Origin of the sequence: Pseudomonas sp. RC4D1 (genome assembly GCF_018390395.1) — a bacterium.
In the GTDB taxonomy this organism is placed as follows: Bacteria; Pseudomonadota; Gammaproteobacteria; order Pseudomonadales; family Pseudomonadaceae; genus Aquipseudomonas; species Aquipseudomonas danubii.
Genome location: NZ_JAHBAW010000002.1, coordinates 904,099 through 926,977, shown reverse-complemented (window position 1 = coordinate 926,977; position 22,879 = coordinate 904,099). Strand labels below are relative to the sequence as shown.

16 protein-coding genes are annotated in these 22,879 nt (G+C 63.5%); 9 read left to right on the top strand and 7 right to left on the bottom strand.

What is annotated here, in order from left to right:
• Positions 1-128: 128 nt before the first annotated feature.
• The 4 genes from KHO49_RS19935 to KHO49_RS19920 all read right to left on the bottom strand — a co-directional run bounded on the left by KHO49_RS19935 (position 129) and on the right by KHO49_RS19920 (position 6,231).
• A complete protein-coding gene (locus KHO49_RS19935; RefSeq protein ID WP_502937892.1) occupies positions 129-1,181 on the bottom strand; it encodes a T6SS immunity protein Tli4 family protein in 1,053 nt (350 codons plus the stop codon).
• Between the two features lie 92 nt (positions 1,182-1,273).
• Positions 1,274-2,989 carry an esterase/lipase family protein gene (locus tag KHO49_RS19930; protein ID WP_213665695.1) on the bottom strand — a complete coding sequence of 572 codons (1,716 nt, stop codon included), beginning with the start codon at positions 2,987-2,989 and terminating at the stop codon, positions 1,274-1,276.
• A complete protein-coding gene (locus tag KHO49_RS19925; RefSeq protein WP_213665694.1) occupies positions 2,986-5,517 on the bottom strand; it encodes a type VI secretion system Vgr family protein in 2,532 nt (843 codons plus the stop codon). Before KHO49_RS19925 ends, KHO49_RS19930 begins: the two co-directional genes overlap by 4 nt.
• A 195-nt stretch (positions 5,518-5,712) precedes the next feature.
• Complete coding sequence (locus tag KHO49_RS19920; RefSeq protein WP_025129830.1) at positions 5,713-6,231, bottom strand: Hcp family type VI secretion system effector; 519 nt, start codon at positions 6,229-6,231, stop codon at positions 5,713-5,715.
• 499 nt (positions 6,232-6,730) lie between these two features.
• Between KHO49_RS19920 and KHO49_RS19915 the strand changes: the two genes are divergently transcribed.
• The 4 genes from KHO49_RS19915 to KHO49_RS19900 all read left to right on the top strand — a co-directional run bounded on the left by KHO49_RS19915 (position 6,731) and on the right by KHO49_RS19900 (position 11,616).
• On the top strand, positions 6,731-7,117 hold the full coding sequence (locus tag KHO49_RS19915) for a DUF2946 domain-containing protein (RefSeq protein WP_110596184.1): 387 nt from the start codon (positions 6,731-6,733) through the stop codon (positions 7,115-7,117).
• A 114-nt stretch (positions 7,118-7,231) separates the two neighbouring features.
• Positions 7,232-9,400, top strand: coding sequence for a TonB-dependent receptor (locus KHO49_RS19910; RefSeq protein ID WP_213665693.1), 2,169 nt, complete (start codon positions 7,232-7,234; stop codon positions 9,398-9,400).
• Between the two features lie 53 nt (positions 9,401-9,453).
• Positions 9,454-10,938 carry a PepSY domain-containing protein gene (locus tag KHO49_RS19905; RefSeq protein ID WP_213665692.1) on the top strand — a complete coding sequence of 495 codons (1,485 nt, stop codon included), beginning with the start codon at positions 9,454-9,456 and terminating at the stop codon, positions 10,936-10,938.
• 147 nt (positions 10,939-11,085) lie between these two features.
• Positions 11,086-11,616, top strand: coding sequence for a DUF3087 domain-containing protein (locus KHO49_RS19900; RefSeq protein ID WP_102881875.1), 531 nt, complete (start codon positions 11,086-11,088; stop codon positions 11,614-11,616).
• 27 nt (positions 11,617-11,643) lie between these two features.
• Here the strand turns inward: KHO49_RS19900 and KHO49_RS19895 are convergent, their stop codons facing one another.
• A complete protein-coding gene (locus KHO49_RS19895; protein ID WP_213665691.1) occupies positions 11,644-14,274 on the bottom strand; it encodes a patatin-like phospholipase domain-containing protein in 2,631 nt (876 codons plus the stop codon).
• A 297-nt stretch (positions 14,275-14,571) separates the two neighbouring features.
• Between KHO49_RS19895 and KHO49_RS19890 the strand changes: the two genes are divergently transcribed.
• Positions 14,572-15,354, top strand: a complete 783-nt coding sequence (locus tag KHO49_RS19890) for a sulfite exporter TauE/SafE family protein (protein WP_213665690.1) — start codon at positions 14,572-14,574, stop codon at positions 15,352-15,354.
• A 121-nt stretch (positions 15,355-15,475) separates the two neighbouring features.
• Positions 15,476-17,923, top strand: coding sequence for a PAS domain-containing hybrid sensor histidine kinase/response regulator family protein (locus tag KHO49_RS19885; protein ID WP_110651511.1), 2,448 nt, complete (start codon positions 15,476-15,478; stop codon positions 17,921-17,923).
• Positions 17,924-17,939: 16 nt separating this feature from the next.
• Here KHO49_RS19885 and pcsA read toward each other — a convergent pair whose 3' ends face one another.
• Together pcsA and ampC are read right to left on the bottom strand one after the other, a co-directional pair.
• Entirely contained in the window at positions 17,940-18,662 is a 723-nt protein-coding gene (gene pcsA / locus KHO49_RS19880) for a phosphatidylcholine synthase (RefSeq protein WP_102864606.1), read from the bottom strand.
• A 310-nt stretch (positions 18,663-18,972) separates the two neighbouring features.
• On the bottom strand, positions 18,973-20,145 hold the full coding sequence (gene ampC, locus KHO49_RS19875) for a class C beta-lactamase (RefSeq protein WP_110596181.1): 1,173 nt from the start codon (positions 20,143-20,145) through the stop codon (positions 18,973-18,975).
• A 224-nt stretch (positions 20,146-20,369) separates the two neighbouring features.
• On the opposite strand from ampC, the gene KHO49_RS19870 reads away from it, so the two are divergent.
• The 3 genes from KHO49_RS19870 (at position 20,370) to KHO49_RS19860 (ending at position 22,865) form a co-directional block, all read left to right on the top strand.
• Positions 20,370-21,257, top strand: coding sequence for a LysR family transcriptional regulator (locus KHO49_RS19870; protein WP_102864608.1), 888 nt, complete (start codon positions 20,370-20,372; stop codon positions 21,255-21,257).
• A 148-nt stretch (positions 21,258-21,405) separates the two neighbouring features.
• Entirely contained in the window at positions 21,406-22,212 is an 807-nt protein-coding gene (locus KHO49_RS19865) for an AraC family transcriptional regulator (RefSeq protein WP_102881871.1), read from the top strand.
• A 236-nt stretch (positions 22,213-22,448) separates the two neighbouring features.
• Positions 22,449-22,865 (top strand): hypothetical protein, encoded by a 417-nt coding sequence (locus tag KHO49_RS19860; protein ID WP_213665689.1) that lies wholly within the window; start codon positions 22,449-22,451, stop codon positions 22,863-22,865.
• The last annotated feature ends 14 nt before the right edge of the window (positions 22,866-22,879 follow it).

The window sequence follows — 22,879 nt, the reverse complement described above, 5'->3', positions numbered from 1 at the left end:
AATGAGTGCGCTTCATAAACCCTCCTTGGCATCCAGCTGGCAGTCAGCCAGTTGAGTGATATTGATCACGTCAGATAATGCGGCCCATTGGCGAGTGTGCTGTGGTCGCGCACGCTTCCTTAGGAAACTCACAAATCATCCATCCAGTTATCTTTAGGCTTCAGCTCAGCGAGGAACTCTCCCAGTGCGTAGTCATCATCTACCGCTGGGCTGTTGGCCATCTGTTGCGGACTTTTAGGCGGGGAGGGCGTGCCAGCATGGTCGTCGCGTCCAGTAGTCGATACCGGGCGCAGGCGAATCGAATCGATGATGGCATCCCACAGTTCCAGTGCTGCTTTATCTGACTTGAAAGCGGGAACTGGTGGGGGGGCATCGTCATCGACGTCAGCTTCCTCCACGCTCAGTTCCGCCTTGAGGTGGGGCTCGTAGACCGACACGTCCTTGCCCTGGGCTTCCCAGAGGAAGGTGTAGGTACGCTGGCCCTTTGCGCTACCTGCCAGCAGGTACTCATCGGCGGGAATGGCGCCGCCACGCTCTCTTTTGCGCAGGGTCTCGATGCCTGCAACCATCTTTGCCGCACCCATCAGAAAGCCACTTACTCGATCCAGTAACCGATCTCGTTCGGCTCCAGTGCTGGATCTGAATGCCAAAAAGGTTCTCGGGTGTTCCGGGAAGGTCACGCCAATTCCGAAGTTCTCACTTTGAAAGCTGTCACCCGCGATGTAAGCCCGGTCGATACAGAATCCTGGTTCGGTGGGGATTTCGTTGGGCGCGCGCGAGCGTAGGTTGCGGGCCAGAGAGTTAGATATCTCCATAGCTCGACGCTCTCTATCCTCTGATATTTTCCCTGTCCAGCGATAAGCACGCCACGTTGGCTTCGAGGCAATATAGGTATCAAGCAGATATACCTTGGAGGCAACTTCAGATGACCAAGACATTAGCCCTACTGAGCCTCCACCAAAATCTATTCGACGAAGAAACATACTGCCTTTCGTATCATGTTGCTGACCTCTCAATTTTTGTTCGCGTCGATCAATCTGACTAGCAAGGGCCTCAGGGGTATCGTCGAGCGCTTCGATGTTGTCGCCCCACAGGTAGTACCCAGCATTGATCTCTGCCTGAGGCGGTAAATCAATCAAAAAACGTCCGTAGCAATGAGTGATCCATCCGGTTTTGTCCATGGTGGGACTCCGAGAAGATGAAAGCGAAGTACAACTGGCCACACTGGTTAAAGCGACCAGGCCAAGAACGGTAAACAAGCGACGAGTGAGTGTCATAAGCCCCCCTTGTCATTAGGGTGCCAGTCAGCCAACTGAGCGATCTTGATCACGCCATAAAGCGCGGCCCACTGGGCTCGCCTGTCGTTGTAGCTTTCTTGGTGTTCGTAACCCTTGTCGGTGTTGTACTGCCCCGCGCCCTTGCCGCCCTGGCGGAAACTGGCCTTGATACCCGCCTTCTTGTGGGCCTGCCCGGAGTCGGTTGGCACCGTGCCATCGCCACCACTGCCAGACTGGTCCTCTTCCTTGACAGTCCAGTTTTCAAGCGTAGGTACGATGACGGGCAGGCCTCGGCGAAACCAACTGCTGTAGCTGCCGGTCTCGTTATCCTTGAGCTTAGAGCCAGGCGCCTCCAAAGGAGCTGGATCGCCTTGCCAGATCATGTCCCGCCAGCTATGGCGTCCGTCATCTGCCGCATAGTGGGCATAGGTTTCAGAGTGATAGCCTGACGTGGACATTTGGCGATGGAATTTGGCTACAAAATCTATTCGCTCATCGAAATCTGACCGCAGGTTTATCCTTCCGTCAGTACTTCCCTCTCTCGACATATCCAAATACTGAGTGTTCTGCTCCGGCACCAACCCATACCAGGCGGTGCTCTTATAGATTTCCTCGTAGGGGTCCTGGTTCTGCGGATAGGCGCGGGGTTTACCGTCCATATCCTTGATGACCTGCCCCTGGGCATCGCACAGGAACAACCAGGGGCGACCTTCCCGATACTCGTTGCTAGGTGTCAGTTCCAGCGCCCCTGGGGCATTGGCCACCACTGCGGTCACTTCGCCTGCGTTGTAGCCAAGGATGATGCTGGCAATACCTTCATAGCCGCAGCGCATGTGGTGGTAGATGGCCGATGAACCGATTGACGGTTGCACGCCATGGACCACGCCAAGCACTCGTTTGTAACCGTGCAATTGGGTCAGGGAGCGTGCAACCAGCCCGCCCATTGAGTGGGTGACCAGGATGACCTTCATCTGATCCGCCTGCTCAGGGCTGACGCTTGCGTGTTCGCGGTAGTGGGCGAGGACGGTGTTCTCGATGTAGTCACGCACATCCAGGGCGGACTGCCGGTTGGATTGCAGCCAGTTGTAACCGGCGCACCAGACGTCGAATTGATACTTGCCCGCCTGTTTCAGTTCGTCTTCGCTGAGGGGCGTCGCCTGCCCCAGTTCTTCGCCATAGGCTGCGGGTTCATGCAGGCTTTCAGTGTTCCACCATGGCTGGATTTGTTGTCGGCTGACGATGCTGTCCAAGCGGCCCTCCATCAGGGCCATGAACGGGTTGTAGGCGCTGCGCATCACCGTCCCCCAGCCACGAATGCGCGCCGCCTCTTTGCTCAGGCCGGATGAGCACGTATCAATCGAGCCTCGATCATCCACCTCGACGTTTTCCGGCATTAGCAGTATCTGTCGATCCTTGGGGCCTCGGCCCCACCAGACAGCCAAGGCTGCGAGAGCGGGGAAGATATCAGTGGGCCAAAAGCTGGCATTCGGCGGACTCCAGACCTTGCTCTGGTCCTCCTTGTTACGCAGGTTGCTGCCCATGATGCCTGGAATGAAGATCACCGGAATCGGCGCGGCCTGCCTCGCCAGCAGGACCTTTTCACGCTGGTCCTCGGTGCGGGTCAGTTGGGTCTTGTAGACCGGTCGCCCCAGATTGTCGCGCGAGCGAGGAATGATGACGTCCTCAGTGTTATCGGCTGCTTGGCTGCTCATGCAGTGGACTCCCTGTCGTCGTTGGAGCTATTTCCCTTGGCCAGAATGCGCATCTGGACTTGATCCATGGCCAGGTCCTGCTGCCTGGGCAGACGGCCTTGTCCATCGGTCGTGAGGGTGGTGACCCCACCGTCGCCGCGCCGCAGTTCTACGGTGGTGTTTGCCAGAGGCTCAAGGGTGATTTCATCACGCAGCACATAGGCGTCATTGAACGGGGTCGACTCCCATGAGTTGAACGTGGTCGAGGCATGTGCGGGACCGATAGAGGAGTGCTTGGCCGCCTTGACCGTGAAATTCCCCGGCATGCCCAACTCGATATTGCCGCCCTTGAGCGTCAGGTAGGCCCCGCCGCACATCAGGGTGATGTGTTCCTTGGCAGACACCAGCACGTGCTGCTGGCCCGCGCTGACCTCCACACTCTGATCCGCCTCCAGGCGAATGCTGTTCTGTTGCGCCTGCAGCAGCATCGGCCCCTGGTGGGTGATGTGGCGCATCTCGCCGCTCTGGGCGAACAGGCCCAGGTCGCTACCGGCATTGACCACGAATTTCTGTCCCGAGGTGAGCTGCTGATTCTGCTGGGCGATGCTGTCGATATGCTCGCCCGCCGCCAGGGTGACGCTCTGGGGTGATACCGCGGCGATGCCCGCCTGGCCACTCAGGGCAATGGCCGGGTTGCCGCCGTTGCTCTGCTGCGACTCGTCGTTGGCGCCATGCCCCAGGTCGCGCACCGCTTCGCTGAGGGTTTGCTGCGGTTGGGTGTCGTGCCCGACGCCTTGATGGTCTTCGGCATAGTCGCCCAGCCCCTTGGCCAGTTGCAGTGCGGCTTCCAGCACCTGGATGGCCACGCCACGCTGCAGTTGCCCGGCATTGGCCTGCAGTTGCGCTTCGGTACTGAGCAGCAGCCCCTTGGCCGCGCGCAAGGCGCCGCGCTCGTCGGTGCGCAGTTCAAAGCCCTCGCCACGGGGTGCGCCCCCTTCGGGCCGGGGATGGGTCAGGTACCCCAGGTGCAAGGCGCTGCTGCCGTGGTCGCTCATCAAGGCGGCGCTTATCTGCTGGGTGGTGTCATCGATGCGCAGTTCGTTGGCCCGGCTGCCCTTGTGTTCCTTGCTCTTGAGGGTGTTGAGCGTCTTGTGATCCGGCAGGCAGTAGGGCGGCATATGGCTGGCCCGGTAGGTGCGTCCGGTGATGATCGGCTGGTCACAGTCGCCATCCAGGTAGTCGACTATGACTTCCTGGCCAATGCGCGGGATCGCCATATGGCCCCAGTCCGCCCCCGCCCAGTTCTGTGAAACCCGCACCCAGCAGGAGCTGAAGCCGTTGTGCTTGCCCTCGCGGTCCCAGGGGAACTGAATTTTCACCCGGCCATATTCGTCAGTGTGGATTTCCTCGCCTTCCGGGCCCACCACCGTGGCTATCTGCGGGCCGTCAATGACCGGCTTGGGCAGTGGCCTAGGGCGCCATTCGCAGTCCTCGGCAATGATCTGGGCGCGGAAGTCGTAACTCACGCCCATCTCGGCACCGGCAGCCTCTTCTTGCTGGCTGGCGTGCTGTATCCCTTTGTGGGTGATGCGCACCGAGCGCCACCAGCGGTTGAAGTCGCCCCGGGGGTGCCCGGTCAGTTGGAAGGAAAACCCCGGAATCAGCCGCGGATCATCCCCTTCCACCGTCGCCACCCGTGCATCGTGACGACGGCCCAGCAGGCGGTTTTGGGTGAAGGGTTGGCCGACGGCGCTGCTCTTGTAGCGGCCTGGGTAATCGTAACGCTCATAGCGCTGGGCCTGATGCTCAAGGTCATCGCCGAGCTGTCGCTGCTGCTGGTCGAAGGCCGGGCGCTTGAAGCTGTAGTCGCGCTGCGTCTGCTCGGCGGTACGCACGTTTTCCGTGTAGCTGAAGGCGTACAGCACTGGTTGCGGGGCATCCCCGGCCGGCTGGGTGGTGTACAGCACCGGCCCGCCCTGGATGCGCTCCTGGACGTACAACTTGTCACCCTGGACCAGGGTGTGGGCGTTGGCATCGTGTTTGAAGAAATAGAACAGGCCTTCCTCGGTGGACAGGCGGTCGAACAGATAGAGGTCGGTATCACCGGCCTGGACGCAGTATTCACACGGCGCATGCGGGGTGTGGATGTAGGGCTGGTAATCAAGGACGCCGTGCTCATCCAACACCGACTTGAGGATCTCGGGCACCGTTTTCTGCTGAAAAATACGCCAGTCGGAACTCAGGGCCAGCCGTGCCAGTTGCGGCTCCACCAGCAGGCGGTAACGGGTGCGGCGAAACCCGGTTTTACCCTGGGTGAAGCTGCTGACCAAGCCATGCACATGCCGCACCTGCAGGCCGCCTTGCCAGATCGTCAGCAAGGCCGGCTGGTCGAGGATCTGGCCAAAATCGATGGCACCGTTGTCGCTGGCCAGTTCGAGCGTCAGGCGAAAAGGCTCGGACAAGGCTTCTTCCAGGGTGAACTCGACGACCTCGAACGCCACCTGTGCGGTCAGCACGGAAAACGTGAACTGCAAATCCCTTTGACGCATGACACACACCTCCACTTCGTGAAGTGCTCATCCCCCCTGACAGCACGAGCGATCAGGGAGTGTGCAGTCGGTGCTCGGTTTTCCCGAGCCTCATCCCATCCAACGGATGACCGGTGTGCCTCCTCAGGCGTGCCTGGGAGCGCGAACCCCATCGATCAGCCCGGCTGACCGATGGGTTGGAACCTGCCGCTGGATTTAGCCGGCGACCGGGGTACGCCAGTCATCGGAGCCGGAAGTGCCCGACACTTCATGGGTCCAGGTGATCTTGCGGTAGGTGAACTCGACGTCCTCCAGGTGGGTGAAATGCGCGTTCGACGGATCCTGGCAGTTGTGCATGTAGTCCTTGATGTCGACGATGATCGCGTCTTCCAGGGTGGTGGTGAAGTAGTGTTCCTGGGTGCCGGCGGCGGAGGTGCGGAACCACTGGATTTCGATCTTGCTCAGACGCTCACCGGAGGTCAGGGCCGCGAGCAGCAGCGGTGAAGCCTTGTCGAAAACCTTGGTGATCTTCACCGGTTTGTGTACCCGCTGGCCGGTGGGCTGACCGGACTGCGGATCGCGGGGGATGATCACTTCATGGCTGAAGCCCTGGACCATGACTTGATCTTCGTGACCTTCCTGGTAGGTGTTGCCAACGGAGTCAGCGGTGAAGGCACCGGCGGTGATCAGACCTTGTTTGGTACCGGTGACGGACATGTACGCTGGGGTTGCCATTGTTGCTCTCCTTGCTTGGATATACGGAAAACCCGGAGGCCTGAATGGCCGGCCGGGCTCCAGGGATATCTCAAGAGTCATGCCAACTTGCCAATACCCCTTGCCAATCAATCACTTGATGGAAATTCAAGGTTCAACAGGCTGTTTCCAGCCAGAATTCCTATAGAAAGTGCGCAAGAAGTTGCGCAGTACTGCGCAACTTCTTGCGCACTCCTCTGTAGAGCCCTGACCGTCATGCTTACAGCGATGTGCCCACAGGCTTACTCACATTTGAGTGCGCAACTTCTTGCGCATCAAGGCTAAAAGCCATCATGGGCATAGGCGGCATTGTTCCGCCCAGGCGCGGGCTCACCTGGCGACTTTAGTTCTGGTCCGATCCTTCGCGCTTCGCGAGTCGGCTATAAAGCTCGCCACAACCTCACCGCATGCGGGCCCATGAGTTTCGCTCGCCATGCATGGGTGATTTTCCAGTGCGTTTTTCACTGTTAACCTTGCCGCCATGACCCATTCTTCCGCACATCGCCCTCACATTGCCTGGACGCTGTATTTCTGCGTGCTGTTCAACGTGTTCGTCTGCGGTCTGGGTCATGGACAGATGGCTGCACTGGAAATCACCGGCGTGGGTGGGCAGTTCTGTCACGCCATGGGCGAATCTGCATCGACTCTGGATGACAGCTCCAGCGACAAGACTGGCCCCAGCACCATGGGGGCTTTTGTCTGCCCCCTGTGCTCGGCGGTGAGCCTGGGCCTGGGGCTGCTGTTCTGTCTGGCCTGGCTGCTGCTGGTACGGCACTCGGCGCGGGTCAAGGTCGAGCGGGGCAGCAAGGCGCCGCCGCGTTACTCCTGGCCGTCACTCAATCCTCGGGCTCCCCCTCTGAGCGCCTAGCGCTGCTTCGCGATTGCCCTGGCGTCGCGTCTTTTTCATCTCCCGGTACTTAAGTCTGCGGTCGCGATGGCGACGGCGGCCGGGGTGTTTGATGATTTTTTCGAGTCCGAGTCCATGAAGTTCCTGTATCGCTCCCCCAGTTGCGCGGCGCTGTGCTGTGCCCTGTCGTTCAATGCCCTGGCCGAGGGCACGCTGCAATTGCCGCAGACGCGCATCAGCGCCGATGAAGTGCAACCCACAGGTCTGCAACTGGATACCCAGACCACCACCGGCTCGCGCCTGGGCCTGACCCCGCGGGAAACCCCGGCCACGGTCAATGTGGTCAACCGCCAGCAGATCGAGCAGCGCGGCGCCGCCAACACCCAGGACATACTGGCCAGCGTGCCGGGAATGAACGCCGCGGCATCCCCGGGCATTCCGGGGTTCGTTTCCTATCGCGGGTTCTCCGGGCCGCAGATCACCCAGCTGTTCAACGGCATCAGCGTGCAATACGACTCCATCGCCGCCCGTCCCGTGGACAGCTGGATCTACGACCGGGTCGAGGCGGTCGGCGGGCCGTCGAGCTTTCTCTACGGCACTGGCGCGGTGGGCGGTTCCATCAACTACATCACCAAGCTGCCTTCGCGCACCGAGTCGTTCAATGAAGGGCGGGTCAGCTATGGCTCCTTCGACAGCCGCGAAACCTCCTTCGGTTTCAACCATGCGCTGAACGATGGCGCCGGGCCGCGCCACTACGCGCGTTTCGATGTTAGCCACACCACCAGCAACGGTTATGTCGACCGCGAACAGCGCGATGCCTGGACCACGGCGTTTTCCCTGCTGACGGATTTCAACGACCAGCTGTCCCACACCCTGGCCTACGAGTACCAGAACGAAAGCGTCGACAGCCCTTACTGGGGCACGCCGGCGCTGAACCCGCTGGGGGGCAAGATGGAGGTGGACAAGAGCCGGCGCTTCGAGAACTACAACGTCAGCGACGGTCGCTATGAACAGCGGGTGCAATGGCTGCGTTCGATCATCGACTATCAGGTCAATGACCGCACTTCCGTGCGCAACACCCTGTACCACTACAACGCCGATCGCGAATACCGCAACCTGGAAAACTACGCCTACAAGAGTGACAACAGCCAGGTGGTGCGCTCTGGCATTCTGCTCCAGCGCCACGCCCAGGAACTCAACGGCAACCGTTTCGAACTGCTGCACCACAACAGTCTGTTCGGCCTCGACAGCCAGTGGTCGGCGGGTATCGATTACAGCCACAACGTGATGAGCAACTACCCGCGCTCGGTGTCGGGCTCGCTGCCTGGGGTCGATCCGGACGCTTTTGCTCCGGGCAGCTTCTGGGACTTGCCAGACATGCAGCGCGGCTTCGAGAAGAACCGCCGCAACCAGGTGGACACCTGGGCCCTGTTCCTGGAAAACCGCCTGCAACTGACCGATCGCCTGTCCCTGCTCAGCGGCCTGCGCCACGATCAGATCGACCTGCAAGTGACCAATTACCGCGCCGCCACCGAGGCCAATCCGGCGTTCTTCCAGCGTAAATATCGGCCCACCACCGGGCGCCTGGGGCTGGTCTATGAGTTGACCCCGGCGGCCAACGTCTATGTGCAATACAGCACCGCTGCCGATCCACCGGCAGGCATCCTGACCACCGCCAGCTACGGTCAGGTGCGCGACTTTGATCTCAGCACCGGCAACCAGTGGGAGATTGGCAGCAAGTTTGATTTCCTCGACGGCCGTGGTTCGGCGACCCTGGCCGCCTACCGCATCGAACGCAAGAACCTGTCCACCGCCGATCCGAGCAACCCCGGCAGCAGCCAGCCGGTGGGCCAGCAATCGTCCCGGGGTGTGGAGCTGGCGGGCTCGTTGCAGGTCACGCCCAAGCTGTTGGCCGAAGGCAACTTCGCTTATGTCGACGCCCAGTACGACGAGTTCTATGAAAACGTCGGCGGCCGGCCGGTGTCGCGCAAGGGCAACAGCCCCACCAACACCCCGGACAAGGTAGGCAACCTGTGGCTGAGCTATGACATTGCGCCGTCCTGGCAGGTCGGTGGCGATGCACGCTACGTGTCGTCGATGTACGCCAATGCGGCCAACACCCGCTATGCGCCGGCCTACACGATCTTCGGCGCGTTCGTCGGCTACCAGTTGAATGCCGATACGCGGATCACCGGCCGGGTGCGCAACCTGACCGATCAGGTCTACGCCCGTACTACCGCACCCACCCAGCTCTACCTGGGGGCGCCGCGGACCTTCGAGCTGGCGCTGCAAACGCGCTTTTAACCTGAGACCGCGGGGCGTCCGATGGCGCCCCGCGCATTTGCGAGCAGCCTGTGATGAAGCGTTATCTGTACCTCTGGCACCGCTGGTTGGGCATTGTTGCCTGCCTGTTCATGGCCCTGTGGTTTATCTCCGGGGTGGTGATGCTGTATGTCGGCTACCCCAAACTGACCCCCGCCGAACACTGGTCACGCTTGCCTGTGCTGCAACTGGACGACGCACCCATTGAGCTGAAGCAGGTGCTGCACGCTGCTGATCCCGAGCTGGCGCCGTCAAGCATTCGCTTGACCACGGTGGCCGGCGCCCCGCGCTATATCCTCGAATACCCAGGACCGCGCAAGGTGGCGATCGAGGCCGATAGCGGCCTGCGGGCGCTGCCCACTGACCGGGTCGAGGCCCTGGCCGCGGCCCGGCAGTTTGCCCCCGGTGTGGCGGTGCGTGATCGCGGGACAGTGAATGGCGACATGTGGAGCCAGTCCCGGGCCCTGGACGCCGACCGACCCTTGCTGCGGGTGGCCACCGCCGATGCCGAACGACGTCTGCTGTATGTCTCCGGCACCACGGGCGAGGTGGTGCGCGATGCCACTGCCACCGAGCGTGGCTGGAACTGGATCGGTGCCTGGCTGCACTGGCTGTACCCGCTGCGGGGCATCGGCATCGATGGCGCCTGGGGGCCGATCGTCACTTACCTGTCCCTGGCCGCGACCCTGATGGCCGTGCTCGGCCTGGCGGTGGGCGTGCTGCGCTGGCGTTTCAAGCGCACCTATCGCAACGGTTCACACTCGCCGTACCAGGGCTTTGCCCGCTGGCATCATGTGGGCGGCATGTTGTTCGGCGTGCTGCTGATCACCTGGATCTTCAGCGGCCTGATGTCGATGAACCCGTGGAAAATCTTCAGCAGCTCCCAGCCCCTGTCGGTGGCGGCCTATCAAGGCGCACCGCTGCACGCTGCGGCCTTTCCCCTGAGCGCGGCCCAGGCCCTGCAACGCTTTGCCGATGACGGCCTGCAGCCCCGGGAACTGGAGTGGCGGATGATCGGCGGCAAGGGTTATGTGATCGGCTACGACGGTGCCGGACGCACGCGGATTCTGGCCATGGACGATCAGCAGGTGCTGCGCCAGTTCAACCCCGACACCTTGCGCCAAGCGGCCTGGGCCATTCGCCCCGAGCGGCCGATGGTTGTCCAGCAATTGGCTGCCTACGATTTCTATTACTACGCCCGTGAGCCCCACAGCATGATGGGCCACTTGCAGCAGCGCCTGCCGGTGCTGCGGGTGCGCTTCGACGACCCGGCCCAGACCTGGCTGCACCTGGACCTGCACACCGGCGCCATCGTCGGGCAACTGGACCAGCCGCGCCGCGCCTCGCGCTGGCTGTTCGGCCTGCTGCACAGCTGGGACTGGCTGCCGCTGCTGGCCAACCGCCCCTTGTGGGACCTGTGGATGATCCTGTTCAGCGCCGGAGGCTTGCTGATCAGCGTCAGCGGTGTGGTGCTGGGCTGGCGCCGCCTGGGGCGAGCATTGCGTGCGCGTCGGCGTTGAGGCGGGGAAGGGCGCAATACCGCGACCTGGATCAGGGTTATGCAGTATTTCTGCCCTTCGCCGACGATTTAAGCCACCGCTCCCGGTCCCAGCGGTGATAATGCCCGCCTGCTCATTTCCCTACTGCTTCCGGAGCCCATCGCACCCATGTTCGTCATCACCCCGCAGGACCCCGAACTCTACCGTCGGCAAACCCGCCGCAGCACCCTGATCATCGCCCTGGTGTTCATCGCCCTGGCCATGCTGTTTTCCAGCGCCGCGGTGGCGGTGTTCGGCCAGCCCGGCGGCGATAACCTGGTGTGGAATGCCGGCGGCGTGTTCACCGGGCTGGTGATCAGCGCCGTGCTGTTGCGCACGGTGTTCTGGACCCAGCCGTGGATGGCCTCGGCGGTCTATGGCTGGCGCCTCAAGCGCAGCCTGATGCGGGTGACCAATGTCATGCATCATGTCACCGCCGGGGTGGCGGCGGGCGATCCGGCGGCCCTCAAGCTGCTGCGTTTCTATCACCTGGGGTTGACCCAGATGCATCAGCTGGACGCCAACTCCAGTGCCCACGGACAGATGCTGGGTGAAGTGGAGCGCCACCTGGCGTTGCTGGCCGAGCAGGGCATCGACCCACAGCAGGAGCGCCTGGAGGCGCAGTGGCTGGAAGCGGTCAAGGTGCACCAGCCGCGCTGAGGTTCAGGTTGATCCGCTGGCCCTTCCTCAAGGCTGCGGATCATCCAGGTAACGCCACAAGGCCTCGGCCATTTCGTTGGACTGGCCACTGCGGCCAAACAGCTGCTGGCCGATATGCAGCCCCAACTGGCGATAACTCTCGAACTGCGCCTCGTCGAAGAACTGATCCACCGTGCTCTGGTTGGGAAAGCCCGGGTTGGCTCGGGCGTAGTTGACGACGTCCGGTGTCAGCCCGGCGATCAGCCGCGGCTTGAGCACCAGGATCCGGCAGTGGGGCGTGGCCGCGATGTCCGCCTGGGTGTCGGGGCTATGGGCGTAGACGTTCAGCAGCAAGGCGCACTTGTGACTGTCGGCGCTCGGTGGCTGGCGAAACTCTTGCAGACTGCCGAACAGCGCCTTGAGTTGGGGATGGGCCAGTACCCCCGGGTCTTCGCGGATCTCCAGGGCCTGGTCGATGCGCGCCAGGCGCACCAGATTGGCCAGGTCGTCGAACTGGTAATCCGGGTCGCAGCCGCTGTCGCAGGTGACGATCAGTTCCACCCCGCGCCCCTCACGCAGCAACTCGTAGGTGGCGGTGTTTTCGAAATGCCCGCCGTCGGACAGGTACTGGTAGTCGCGTCGATGTCCATGAAACCGCGAGGTCAGCTCATAGAACAGGTAGGCCTGGGTGCCGAAGTAGGTCCAGGGCTTCAGGTCACGGGGCTTCCAGTGCTGTTGCCCGGGATCGAGGAAGTGGCTGGGCCACCAGATGCCCAGGCGTATGTTGGCCAGCCCCAGGATCAGCGACATGCCCAGGCTGTTGGCTCGCCCCAGGCCGGTGCTGAAGGCGGCGCCGGAGACGCCGATCCACTGGCCCAGGCTCAGGGGGCTCATGATTTCCGAGGCCGGGCCCTGACTCAGGTCACGGCGGTAGGGCTTGCCATCGAGGGTGTAGCGTTCCGCCGGACCGTCGCTGGCGACGCTGCCTTCGGTTGACGGGGCCCAGTTCGGCGCGATGCACAACGGCTTGCCCTTGCGGTCGCGCTGCACCAGTTGCTCGGCGGGGTCCACCGTCAGGTTCATGGTGACGTTGATCAGGTGCACCGGCCCGGCACTGGGGGTGGCGTAGTACTGCTGCAGCGACAGGTCGTCGCTGGACATCGGCTCGGCCACGCTGAGGTAGGTGCGGCGCTGCTGTGGCGGGCCGTTGAAGCGCCGGCCATTGGACGCGCCGAGGTAGGCGCGGGTCAGCCGGGCGCTGTAGAAGGCCTGGAGCGACGAGGTGTTGAGAAAGCCGATGAAGCGCCCGCTGACGCAGACCAGCAAGGCGGTCACCAGGCTCAGGGCCAGCAGGCGCCAGGCAGCGGCGGCGCTGTAGCTGATGGCGCCAGCGTCATGGGCGACCCATTGCACCAGCAGCGCCCAGCACAGGCACAGCAGGCTCATCAGCAGGCATCCGGCAACCAGCGCCAGGACATCCAGGGGCAGTTTGCGCATCCAGTCGGGCAGCGGCTTTTCATCCTTGAGCAGCACCAGGCGGCGCACCAGCCACATCAGCAGTGCCAGCAGCAGGGGCGTGGCCAGGGCCTGATAGTCCAGCAGGTAGCGATACAACGCTTCGGCACCGGTCACCAGCAGGGCCAGGAAAGCGAGAATGGCCACTGCCGCCATGGCTCGCCCCAGGGCGCGGGTGATCTGCACCCGGTAGTTGCGCACGCAGTTGTTGCAGGTGCTGTCCTTGGCCGGGTCTCGGTGATCCGCCAGCCGACGGACCAGCCGGTGGGTGATCAGCAGCGCGTTGCTGCCGACCAGGGCGGCCCCAAGGGCCAGGGTGCCCACCACCTGCCATTGGGCCACGTCATAGGCCAGGGCGCCGCCGATCCACAGGCCGGTGACGATCGCCAGCATGAAGCGCAAGGCCGGGTTGCCAAGGTTTGGCGGCTGGTCCAGATCGCCTTGGGGGATCACCAACCAGTACGCCACGGCGCAGGGCAGGGCGAACAGCAGGGCGGCCATCAGCGGCCACAACAGCAGGCTGGCCTGACTCAGCACCTGGAACAGGGTCAGCAGGCTGAGCATCAACAGGATCGGCATGCCGATCATGGCGTGCAGCGACAGCCAGTTGCGCCAGGTCATGGCCAGGGCATAGAGCATGTCGCCGGAGCCGGTGGGCGTCAGGTAGCGGCCGTTTTCCCGCAGCCAGGCGCCCGGGCCCTGGCCCACGGGCTGCTGGGCGTAGTCGACGCCGGTGCTGATACGTCCCGGCGGCTCGAAGCGCAGCGCCTGGTAGGCATCGCGGGCGGCCTGGCCCACCGGGTCCTGGGGATCGGGCTCGCGCAGGCGGCCGGGAAGGAACAGGCTGGAGAAGAAGCTGCCGATATAGCCGCCGCCACTGACCGTGGACAGGTAGTCGATGCGTGACAGCAGACTGTGCTCGGTGGCGGTTTCAGGCGCGGGCTGGAGTGGGGCGGTGGAGGCCGTCGCCGGTGCCGGCGCCCGGGCCATGGCTTGCAGGACGCCGAGGCAGAAGGTGGCGCTGCGGATGCCGCCCCCGGACAACGCCAGGCCCCAGTTGCCACGCTGCGGTGTGCTGGGTCCGGGGGCTTGCTGATGCAGGCTCAGGCGTCTGAAACGGATGCGCTGTTGCTCGATCTGGTAGAGGGTCGAGTCGGGTGTCATGGGCCTTCCTTGGAAAACGAAAGGGGCGGGACCTGAGTGAGCTCAGGATCGGTTGCCCCGGCGAGCGCCCAGCAGAATACCGGATGCGCAGGTTGCGGTGTATGTCGCTGGAGGTTCAGGGAGGGCTGGATGGGTATGTGGCGGATGCAAGGGCAGTGGGCGCTGGATGCGTCTGGCGCATGGAAAAAATGGCCCTGGTTATAACGTTAGATTTTATTCATATAAATGGACATAAGCTTTAGCCGCTATGCTGCCGCCAGTTTTTTACCTGGCCGTGTGATTTGTAGGGTTTTATTGATGGATGTGGGTAATTTCGGTTTTGTCATCGCAGGCCTGGTAGTGGGATTCATCGTGGGCATGACGGGGGTGGGCGGCGGCTCGCTGATGACCCCGATCCTGCTCTGGTTCGGCATCAACCCGGCCACCGCCGTGGGCACTGACCTGCTGTACGCCGCCATCACCAAGTCCGGTGGGGTGCTGGTGCATCAGAAGAACCGCAATATCGACTGGCGCATCACCGGCTGGCTGACCCTGGGCAGCGTGCCGGCGGTACTGGCCACCCTAGGGTTCTTGAACAACCTGGACTCCGATCCCCAAGCCTTGAACTCGGTGATCAAGCAAGGGCTGGGCTTCGTCCTGCTGCTCACGGCCCTGGCCATCGTCTTCAAGAAGAAGCTCATGGCCTTCGCCCAGCGTCACGGCAGCGATTATCAGCCAAGCCCCCGCGGTCTCAACGGCCTGACCGTGATCACCGGGCTGATCCTCGGCACCATGGTCGCGCTGACCTCCATCGGCGCCGGCGCCCTGGGCACTGTGGCGCTGTTCATCCTCTATCCGTTCCTGGCCACCAAGCGCCTGGTGGGCACCGAAATCGCCCACGCCGTGCCCCTGACCTTGGTGGCCGGCCTGGGTCATGCCAGCATGGGCAACATGGACTGGCACCTGCTGGGGTTCCTGTTGATGGGCTCACTGCCGGGGATCTGGATCGGCAGCCACATGACCGGGCGGATCTCCGACGAGATCCTGCGCCCATGCCTGGCGGTCATGCTGTTCTCCATCGGCTACAAGCTGGCCTTCTGAGGCCCACAGCCGGGCCATGCTCGCCGTCACCTGCTAACTTCCGTGGATTCCAGGGGTCAGTTATCCTGCGCAGGCCTTTGATGGGCGGCGCAGCCCCTTTTCCCCTTGTGTGATGCAGTCCATGACTATTTCCTCTGCTGATGGTGCCGCCCCCCAAACCTGGCGCGGCGGCGAGACCGGTGCCGCCATCCGCCAGTTCGATTGGTCGCAGACCTCGGTGGGCCCCCGGGAGCACTGGCCCAGCCTGCTGCACAGCACCTTGAGCCTGGTGCTCGAATCCCCTGAAAGCCTGTACCTGCTATGGGGCCCGCAGAAGCAGTTCTTCTTCAATGACGCCTATCGTCCGGTGCTGGGGCCGCGCCTGGCCCATGCCCTGGGGCAGACCATCGAGACGCTCTGGGCCGATGCCTGGCCGGATGTGCAGCCCATGGTCGAGCAGGCGTTTCGCGGCCAGGCCTGCCGTCATGAAGACCTGCCGGTGAACATGCAGCGCTATCCCGGAGAGGAACTGACCTGGTGGTCGTTTTCCATGAGCCCGATATTCGACGAGCGCCAGGAGCAGGTGCTGGGGGTGCTTTGTCACACAGTGGAAACCACCGCGCGGGTGCGCCTGGGGCTGCACGCCCGGCTCACCGAGTCGCGCCTGCGCGAGACCCGCGAGCTCAATACCCGGGTGCTGGCCAGCAGCAATGACTGCATCAAGGTGCTGGATCTCGATGGTCAGTTGTCGTTCATGAGCGAGGGTGGCCTACGGGTCATGGAGGTCAGCGACTTCAACGCCATTGCCGGCTGCCCCTGGCCGGACTTCTGGCAGGGCCAGGGCAACCTTGACGCCCAGGCCGCCATCGCCGCTGCCCAGGCCGGGGAATCGGCGCGGTTCCAGGGCGCCGCCAACACCCTGGCCGGCAACGCCAAGTGGTGGGATGTGCAGGTCACGCCGATGCTCGATGAGGCCGGTCAGCCGGAGAAGATCCTCTGCATCTCCCGGGACATTACCGCCACCCGCGAGGCCGAGGAGCAATTACGCCGCCTCAACGAGTCCCTGGAGCAGCGGGTCCAGGAGCGCACCCAGGAGCGCGACCGGATCTGGCAACTGTCCACCGACCTGATGCTGGTGGCGGATTTCAACGGGCGCATCGTCGCCGTGAACCCGGCCTGGACCCGATTGCTGGGCTGGCAGCGGCACGAACTCGAAGGCAGCAGCTTCTACGATTTCATCCACCCCCAGGACAGTGTGGCGGCGGTCAACGCCTGCACCGAACTGGCGCTGGGTCAGAGTTTTTCACGGGTGGAAAACCGCTTTCGGCACAAGGACGGCAGCTATCGCTGGGTGTCCTGGAGTGCCGTGCCCGACCCCCAGCATCTGCACGCCGTGGGGCGTGACATTCAGGCCGAGCGTGAAGCCGCGCAGGCGCTGCGCAAGACCGAAGACATCTTGCGTCAGGCACAGAAGATGGAGGCGGTGGGGCAACTGACGGGTGGGGTCGCCCACGACTTCAATAACCTGCTGACGGTGATCCGCTCGTCCACCGACCTGCTGCGACGCAACCTCAGCGAGGAGCGCCGGCAGCTGTACATCGATGCGATTTCCGACACCGTGGACCGCGCCAGCAAGCTCACCGCCCAGCTCCTGGCCTATGCCCGCCAGCAGAATCTGCGCCCGGAAACCTTCGACGTCGGCGTCAGCGTGCAACTGCTGGCACAGATGATCAATCCGCTGATCGGCGCCTGCATCGAGCTGCGTATCGAACTGCCGCAGCAAGCGTGCTGCATCCATGCCGACGCCGGCCAGTTCGATACCGCGCTGATCAACATGGCGGTCAATGCCCGGGACGCCATGCAGGGCGAGGGCCTGCTGGTGATTGCCGTGGAGCGGGTGGCGCAGATTCCCGCCAGCGCCAGCCAGGGCGCCCAGAACGGCGACTTTGTCGCGGTGTCCCTGACCGACACCGGTGCCGGCATCGACCCGCAGCAGATCGAGCGGATCTTCGAGCCCTTCTTCACCACCAAGGAGGTGGGCAAGGGCACTGGGCTGGGCCTGTCCCAGGTGTTCGGTTTTGCCAAGCAGTCTGGCGGTGGCCTGGTGGTCCACAGTCAGCCGGGGCAGGGCACGCGCTTTACCTTGTACCTGCCGCGCTCCGAAGCTGTGGTCAGCCCGGTAGCGGCCCCTCGCCCGGGGCCGCTGCAGGTGGATGGCCAGGGGGCCACGCTGCTGGTGGTGGAAGACAATCCCGAGGTGGGCGTGCTGTTGGCCCAGGCCTTGAACGAGCTGGGCTACCAGACCGAATGGGCCACCAGCGCTATCGAGGCGCTGCGTCGCCTGAGCCAGGAGCCGGGGGTGTTCCAGGCGGTGTTTTCCGATGTGGTGATGCCCGGCATGAGCGGCATCGAACTGGCCACTCGCATCCGCAGCGATTACCCCGGGCTGCCGGTGATCCTCACCAGCGGCTACAGCCCGGCCCTGGCCCAGGGCCAGACCCGGGAGTTCGTGTTCCTGCAGAAACCCTACTCGGTGGCGGCCCTGGCCCAGGCCTTGAGTGCCGCAATCGGCAACGACCCGCCGCTGTGATGCGGGCCGCCGCCGTCTATGGCTGGTGGCTGCCCTTCATCCACTCCTGGGCCGAGCGCCACAGGCAGATCCCCAGAAAATAGGCGGAAGCCGCCAGCCACAGGCCCATGATCGACGGGCTGTGCAATGGGTGGCTGAGGATCAGCAGCGCGCCACTGAGCAGCCAGACGAAGGTCACGATGATGTTCAGCCCCATCCACTTGCGCACCCGGAACGGATGCAGGAACTGCACCCGAGTGGCGGTCAGCAGGGCCAGGGCGAAGATGCTCAGCAAGCTCAGCCAGGGGCCGGGCTCGATCAGGTAGAAGCACAGGGCGACCACGTTCCAGGCGGCGGGAAAACCCTGGAAGTAGTTGTCGTGGCTCTTCATGTTGACGTTGCAGAAGCACAGCAGCGACGACAGCAGGATCAGCGAGGTGGCCAGCAGCGCGCTGTACTCCGGCAGGGGAATGTAGCGGTAGATGAACAGCGCCGGGATGAACACATAGGTCAGGTAGTCGATCACCAGATCCAGCACCGAGCCGTCGATGTTGGGCAGCACCGAGCGGGTGTTGACCTTGCGCGCCAGGGAGCCGTCGACGCCATCCACCAGCAGCGCCACCCCCAGCCACAGCAGGCAGGCCTTGGGCTGGTTTTCAAACAGTGCCAGGGTGGCGAGCAGGGCGCTGACCACTCCGGTGGCGGTGAAGCCATGGGCGCCCCAGGCTTTGATTCTGGCGATTTGCAGGGTCGATATCACGGGGCATTTCTCCGGCGGCTGTGGTTCCCGGACACCCCGCGGTGTGCAAGCGGCGGCGTTGGTCCAGGTTGCAGTTATCGACCGGAAAGCCCGGCAGAAGGTTCAGCCCCACCCCTGAATCAGGCTCAATGCGGGCCTTGTCGCCCTCCAGGGAATCGGGTGTTGCACAGCTGGCTGAGGTCAACGGTCGAAGGGGATTTCCTGAGTCTAGGCGCCATCGCCCAAGCAACAAGAAAAACGCCACCTGGCGTTGCAGGCCGGTGGCGTTTTTTATCGGGCGCCCCTGGGGACACGCTGCTGTGCAGCTCGGTTACTTTGCCGCCTCCAGGGCGCTGAGCAGCGCATGGGCGGCCTTGATCCGTTCCTCGTTGGGGTAGTTCTTGTTGGCCAGCATGACAATGCCGATCTGCTGGCTGGGGACAAACACTACATAGGCGCCGAAGCCGCTGGTGGAACCGGTCTTGTTGTACAAGGCGTCGGCCTGGGGCGGTTGGGCCGGAGTCAGCCACTCTACCGGGTGCGGTTCGAGGGCCATTGGCGTCGAGTTGCCCGCCACCAGCCGCGCCAGCGGCACCGGGTAGGCGTAGCGCTCCCAGCCCAGGCCCTGGGTCAGGTCGCCGACCCGGTAATAGCCGCTCTGGGTACTGGCGATGGCTTTTTGCAGCGTGTCGTCCAACGGCTGCGGTTGCAGGTTGTCGGCAATGAACTGCAGCAGGTCCGGGGCACTGGTCTTGACCCCGTAGGCCTCGGCGTCCAAGGGACCTGGGCTGACCCGGATCGGCTTGTTCTGCTTGTCATAGCCCTGGGCGTAGTGGGCCTGCTGGTCCTTGGGCACCTTGATGTAGCTGTGCTTGAGCCCCAGTTTGGGGAACAGGCTCTTTTCCAGCAGTTGATCGTAGGGCTGGCCCAGGCTGCGGGCGGCGAGGTAGCCGAGCAGGCCGATGCTGGGGTTGGAGTACAGGCGCTGGGTGCCCGGGCTGAAGGTGGGCTTCCAGGTGTTGTAGTAATCCAGGATCTTGTCTTCGCCCTGGACCTCATCGGGGAACTGCAGCGGCAGGCCACCGGCACTGTAGGTGCCCAACTGCAACAGGCTGATGCCGTCGAAGGCGCTGCCGCGCAGGGCCGGCCAGTACTGGCTGGCGTGGTCCTCAAGGGCCAGCTTGCCGCTGGCCTGGGCGTAGCCGGCCAGGGTCGCGCTGAAGGTCTTGCTCACCGAACCCACTTCGAACAGGGTGTCGTTGTCCACCGGCTGTTGATTGTCCTTGGAGGCAAGGCCGTAGTTAAAGTAATGTCGCTTGCCGTTGGCGATGATCGCCACTGCCATGCCGGGAATGCCCTGCTGCTGCATCAGCGGACGGATGGTGGCATCCACGGTGGTTTTCAGATGGCTGTCCTGGGGGTTCTCGGCCAGGGCGTCGACGCTGCCGAGGAGCAGTACGCAGGCGCTGATGATGCCTAATCCGGTTGAGGTTTTATGGCGCATGATGGGCTGTTTTCCATGGGTTCTGATTTTTTTGCCGCCTATTCCCAGCGACTTTCCGGCTTCGGGGTTCTTTGCGGGAACCCTGGGGCGCAGTGCTCGCGGAGTCTTCCCGGGAAGGGAGAACGTGGTCAGCGCTGCGCGAGCGAGGCCAATGTAGGCAGTCTGCGCAGGATCGGCAAACGACGATATTTCGCAGGAGCCATTAGAAAAACTAGGGAATGCCCATGCTCCGTCCACACCTGCCCTTGAACGCGCTGCGGGCTTTCGAAGCCTCGGCCCGTCATTTGAGTTTCACCCGCGCCGCCATCGAACTCTGTGTGACCCAGGCGGCGGTCAGCCATCAGGTCAAGAGCCTGGAGGCCCAGCTCAACGTCACCCTGTTCAAGCGCTTGCCCCGGGGGCTGATGCTGACCAGCGAAGGCGAGACCCTGCTGCCGGTGCTGCGTGAGTGCTTTGATCGCATCGCCCAGACCCTGGGGCGTTTCGAGGGCGGGCACTACCGCGAAGTGCTGACGGTGGGGGCCGTAGGCACCTTTGCCGTGGGCTGGCTGTTGCCGCGCCTGGGGGATTTCCAGGCGCGCTATCCCTTTGTCGACTTGCGCCTGAGCACCAACAACAACCGTGTCGACGTGGCCGCCGAAGGCCTGGACTACGCCATCCGTTTTGGCACGGGAGCCTGGCACGGCATCGAGGCCCTGGAGCTGTTGCAGGCGCCGCTGTCGGTCTTGTGCATACCGCAGATCGCCCACCAGTTGCACAGCCCGGCGGACCTGTTGGGCCAGACCCTGTTGCGCTCCTATCGCACCGATGAATGGCCGCAATGGTTCCAGGAGGCGGGACTGGGCGGCGGCAGCCCCTTGCCCCAGAGCATTGTCTTCGACTCCTCCCTGGGCATGCTCGAAGCGGCCCTGCAAGGCCTGGGAGTGGCCCTGGCGCCGCCGCTGATGTTCGAGCGGCAACTGGCCAGCGGGGCGGTGGTGCAGCCGTTCGACATCGGCATCGTCACCGGCAGCTATTGGCTGACGCGCTTGCAGTCGCGGGCGCAAACCCCGGCCATGAGCGCCTTCAAGGCCTGGCTGCTGGAGGCGGTGGCCGCAGGCCCTCATCAATAGCGCCAATGCCCCGGCGTCCAGAGCCACTGGCCGGTGTGGCCAGTGGCTTGGCTCAGCCCCGTGGGCCCGGCACAATCCTCGACCTTGCAGGGCAGGCGCCGGCATCGTGCCGATGGCCGGCATGCCCCGGAAGTGTGGAGGAAGGTGGATGCCCGTCTTGAAACAGCAGGACCAGGACCCGGACGCGATTGCACGTCCGGTATGTGCCCTGCGCATCTCGATGCAAGAAGAGCGCTGGGAACGGCCGTGGCACAGCCATCGCAAGGCCCAGTTGCTGTTTCCCGCGGGCGGTGTGCTCAGTTGCGAGAGCGCCGAGGGCCTGTGGCTGGCGCCGCCGCAGTGCGCGGTGTGGATTCCCAGCGCGATCGAGCATCGGGTCCAGGGGCTGGAGAACGCCCAGGGTTATTGCCTGTTGGTCGAGCCCGAGCACGCCCGGTCGTTGCCGCAGGCCTGCTGCACCCTGGTGATGTCGCCGCTGTTGCAGGAGTTGCTCAAGCGCTGTGCGCAACTGCCGTTCCTGTATGACCAGGACGGCGCCGCCGGGCGCCTGGTCGCGGTGACCCTGGATGAGCTGGCGGTCGCGCCCCGTGAGCAGATCCACCTGCCCATGCCCCGGCACGCACAGCTGCGGCGTCTGGCCCAGCAGATCCTTGAACAGCCGGAACGGCGCCTGAGCCTTGGGCAATGGGGCGAGCAGATCGGCCTCAGCGAACGCAGCCTGAGCCGCTTGATCGTGGCCGAGACCGGCCTGAGTTTCGGCCGCTGGCAGCGCCAGTTGCACATCCTCCTGGGACTCAAGCAATTGGGCCGGGGCGACTCGGTGGAGTGTGTGGCGCTGACCCTGGGCTATGACAGCGCCAGCGCCTTTATCCGCATGTTCAAGAAAGCCGTGGGCCAGCCGCCGGGGCGATTTTTTGCCGAGCGTCGCCAAGCCCTGGAAAACCACGCCCTGTAGCCGCTGCCGAGCCCGCGAGGCTGCGAAAAGGCCCGCAGGGCCTTGCCTGGCGATGCCTCGTCAAACTCAAGATCGCTGTGGCCGCGACGTCGGAGTACCGCCCAACCCGTTCGCGGCCCAGGCGGTGGTGACATTTGGCTGGATTAATCAATCTCTTGTCGATCTCGGCTGATGCGGACAATGGTTGGCGGGAAGATGATAAGCATTCTTGTTTGTCAGCTTCTGGAGGTGTTCCCATGTACTTCGATCATCAGCATTTTCCCCTGGTCTGGATGCGTCGCGCCGAAGGCGCAGGACAGCCGGTAGTCGACCCTTACCAGCAGTTGGAGGCGCTGACGCAGCGTGCCCAGGCTTTTGTCCTGATGAGCGATCTGATACCTGAGCCCGAGCAGCGCAACAGCGCTCAGGGCAAGGCGTTGCTCAAGCAGGGCTCGATGTGGACCAAGTGCAACAAGGCGGCGATCCGCCGCTGGATCAAGGCGCTGATCGTCATCGCCCCGCAGCCGGAGAACCAGGCGCAGGTCGAGGCTTTTGCCAGGACCTATGAGCAGTTCTGGGGCTACCCACTGCTGCACAGTGCCTCGCCGCTGGCCGCCGTCAGTCTGGCCCAGCAACTGCTGGCGCCGCCGCGCAGCAACCTGCACAACTGGTGAAGGCGGCGAAGTTG

Excerpts from the sequence above, each read along its gene's own strand:
- KHO49_RS19935 (WP_502937892.1), bottom strand. The coding sequence starts at position 1,181 with ATGGACAAAACCGGATGGATCACTCATTGCTACGGACGTTTTTTGATT.
- KHO49_RS19930 (WP_213665695.1), bottom strand. The coding sequence starts at position 2,989 with ATGAGCAGCCAAGCAGCCGATAACACTGAGGACGTCATCATTCCTCGC.
- KHO49_RS19925 (WP_213665694.1), bottom strand. The coding sequence starts at position 5,517 with ATGCGTCAAAGGGATTTGCAGTTCACGTTTTCCGTGCTGACCGCACAG.
- KHO49_RS19920 (WP_025129830.1), bottom strand. The coding sequence starts at position 6,231 with ATGGCAACCCCAGCGTACATGTCCGTCACCGGTACCAAACAAGGTCTG.
- KHO49_RS19915 (WP_110596184.1), top strand. The coding sequence starts at position 6,731 with ATGACCCATTCTTCCGCACATCGCCCTCACATTGCCTGGACGCTGTAT.
- KHO49_RS19910 (WP_213665693.1), top strand. The coding sequence starts at position 7,232 with ATGAAGTTCCTGTATCGCTCCCCCAGTTGCGCGGCGCTGTGCTGTGCC.
- KHO49_RS19905 (WP_213665692.1), top strand. The coding sequence starts at position 9,454 with ATGAAGCGTTATCTGTACCTCTGGCACCGCTGGTTGGGCATTGTTGCC.
- KHO49_RS19900 (WP_102881875.1), top strand. The coding sequence starts at position 11,086 with ATGTTCGTCATCACCCCGCAGGACCCCGAACTCTACCGTCGGCAAACC.
- KHO49_RS19895 (WP_213665691.1), bottom strand. The coding sequence starts at position 14,274 with ATGACACCCGACTCGACCCTCTACCAGATCGAGCAACAGCGCATCCGT.
- KHO49_RS19890 (WP_213665690.1), top strand. The coding sequence starts at position 14,572 with ATGGATGTGGGTAATTTCGGTTTTGTCATCGCAGGCCTGGTAGTGGGA.
- KHO49_RS19885 (WP_110651511.1), top strand. The coding sequence starts at position 15,476 with ATGACTATTTCCTCTGCTGATGGTGCCGCCCCCCAAACCTGGCGCGGC.
- ampC (WP_110596181.1), bottom strand. The coding sequence starts at position 20,145 with ATGCGCCATAAAACCTCAACCGGATTAGGCATCATCAGCGCCTGCGTA.
- KHO49_RS19870 (WP_102864608.1), top strand. The coding sequence starts at position 20,370 with ATGCTCCGTCCACACCTGCCCTTGAACGCGCTGCGGGCTTTCGAAGCC.
- KHO49_RS19865 (WP_102881871.1), top strand. The coding sequence starts at position 21,406 with ATGCCCGTCTTGAAACAGCAGGACCAGGACCCGGACGCGATTGCACGT.
- KHO49_RS19860 (WP_213665689.1), top strand. The coding sequence starts at position 22,449 with ATGTACTTCGATCATCAGCATTTTCCCCTGGTCTGGATGCGTCGCGCC.